The sequence below is a fragment of the Pseudomonas sp. RW407 genome (assembly GCF_003176655.1).
GTDB lineage: Bacteria > Pseudomonadota > Gammaproteobacteria > Pseudomonadales > Pseudomonadaceae > Pseudomonas > Pseudomonas delhiensis.
The window spans coordinates 1-1076 of the sequence record NZ_QGSL01000059.1; the positions used below are offsets into that span (position 1 = coordinate 1).

At 62.8% G+C, this 1076-nt stretch carries 1 protein-coding gene; it reads left to right on the forward strand.

What is annotated here, in order from left to right; genetic code table 11:
• The coding region (tuf, locus tag DK254_RS05795; RefSeq protein WP_109933019.1) for an elongation factor Tu at window positions 1-1076 on the forward strand (1076 nt) is incomplete at both ends.

Below are 1076 nucleotides of genomic sequence, written 5' to 3' on the forward strand. Positions count from 1 at the left end.
GACCACGGTAAGACCACTCTGACCGCTGCTCTGACCAAGGTCTGCTCCGAGACCTGGGGTGGCTCCGCTCGCGCCTTCGACCAGATCGACAACGCGCCGGAAGAGAAAGCCCGTGGTATCACCATCAACACTTCGCACGTCGAATACGACTCGCCGGTACGCCACTACGCTCACGTAGACTGCCCGGGCCACGCCGACTACGTGAAGAACATGATCACCGGTGCTGCCCAGATGGACGGCGCGATCCTGGTTTGCTCGGCTGCCGACGGCCCCATGCCGCAGACCCGCGAGCACATCCTGCTGTCCCGCCAGGTAGGCGTTCCCTACATCGTCGTGTTCCTGAACAAGGCCGACATGGTCGACGACGCCGAGCTGCTGGAACTGGTCGAGATGGAAGTTCGCGACCTGCTGAACACCTACGACTTCCCGGGCGATGACACCCCGATCGTCGTTGGCTCCGCGCTGATGGCCCTGAACGGCCAGGACGACAACGAGATGGGCGTTTCCGCCGTGCGCAAGCTGGTAGAAACCCTGGACTCCTACATCCCCGAGCCGGTTCGTGCCATCGACCAGCCGTTCCTGATGCCGATCGAAGACGTGTTCTCGATCTCCGGCCGCGGCACCGTGGTGACCGGTCGTGTCGAGCGCGGCATCGTCAAGGTCCAGGAAGAAGTGGAAATCGTCGGCATCCGTCCGACCACCAAGACCACCTGCACCGGCGTGGAAATGTTCCGCAAGCTGCTCGACGAAGGTCGTGCTGGCGAGAACGTCGGCGTCCTGCTGCGCGGCACCAAGCGTGAAGACGTGGAGCGTGGTCAGGTTCTGGCCAAGCCGGGCACCATCAAGCCGCACACCAAGTTCGAGTGCGAAGTGTACGTGCTGTCCAAGGAAGAAGGCGGTCGTCACACCCCGTTCTTCAAGGGCTACCGTCCGCAGTTCTACTTCCGTACCACCGACGTGACCGGCAACTGCGAGCTGCCGGAAGGCGTCGAGATGGTAATGCCGGGTGACAACGTCAAGATGACCGTCACCCTGATCGCCCCGATCGCCATGGAAGACGGCCTGCGCTTCGCGAT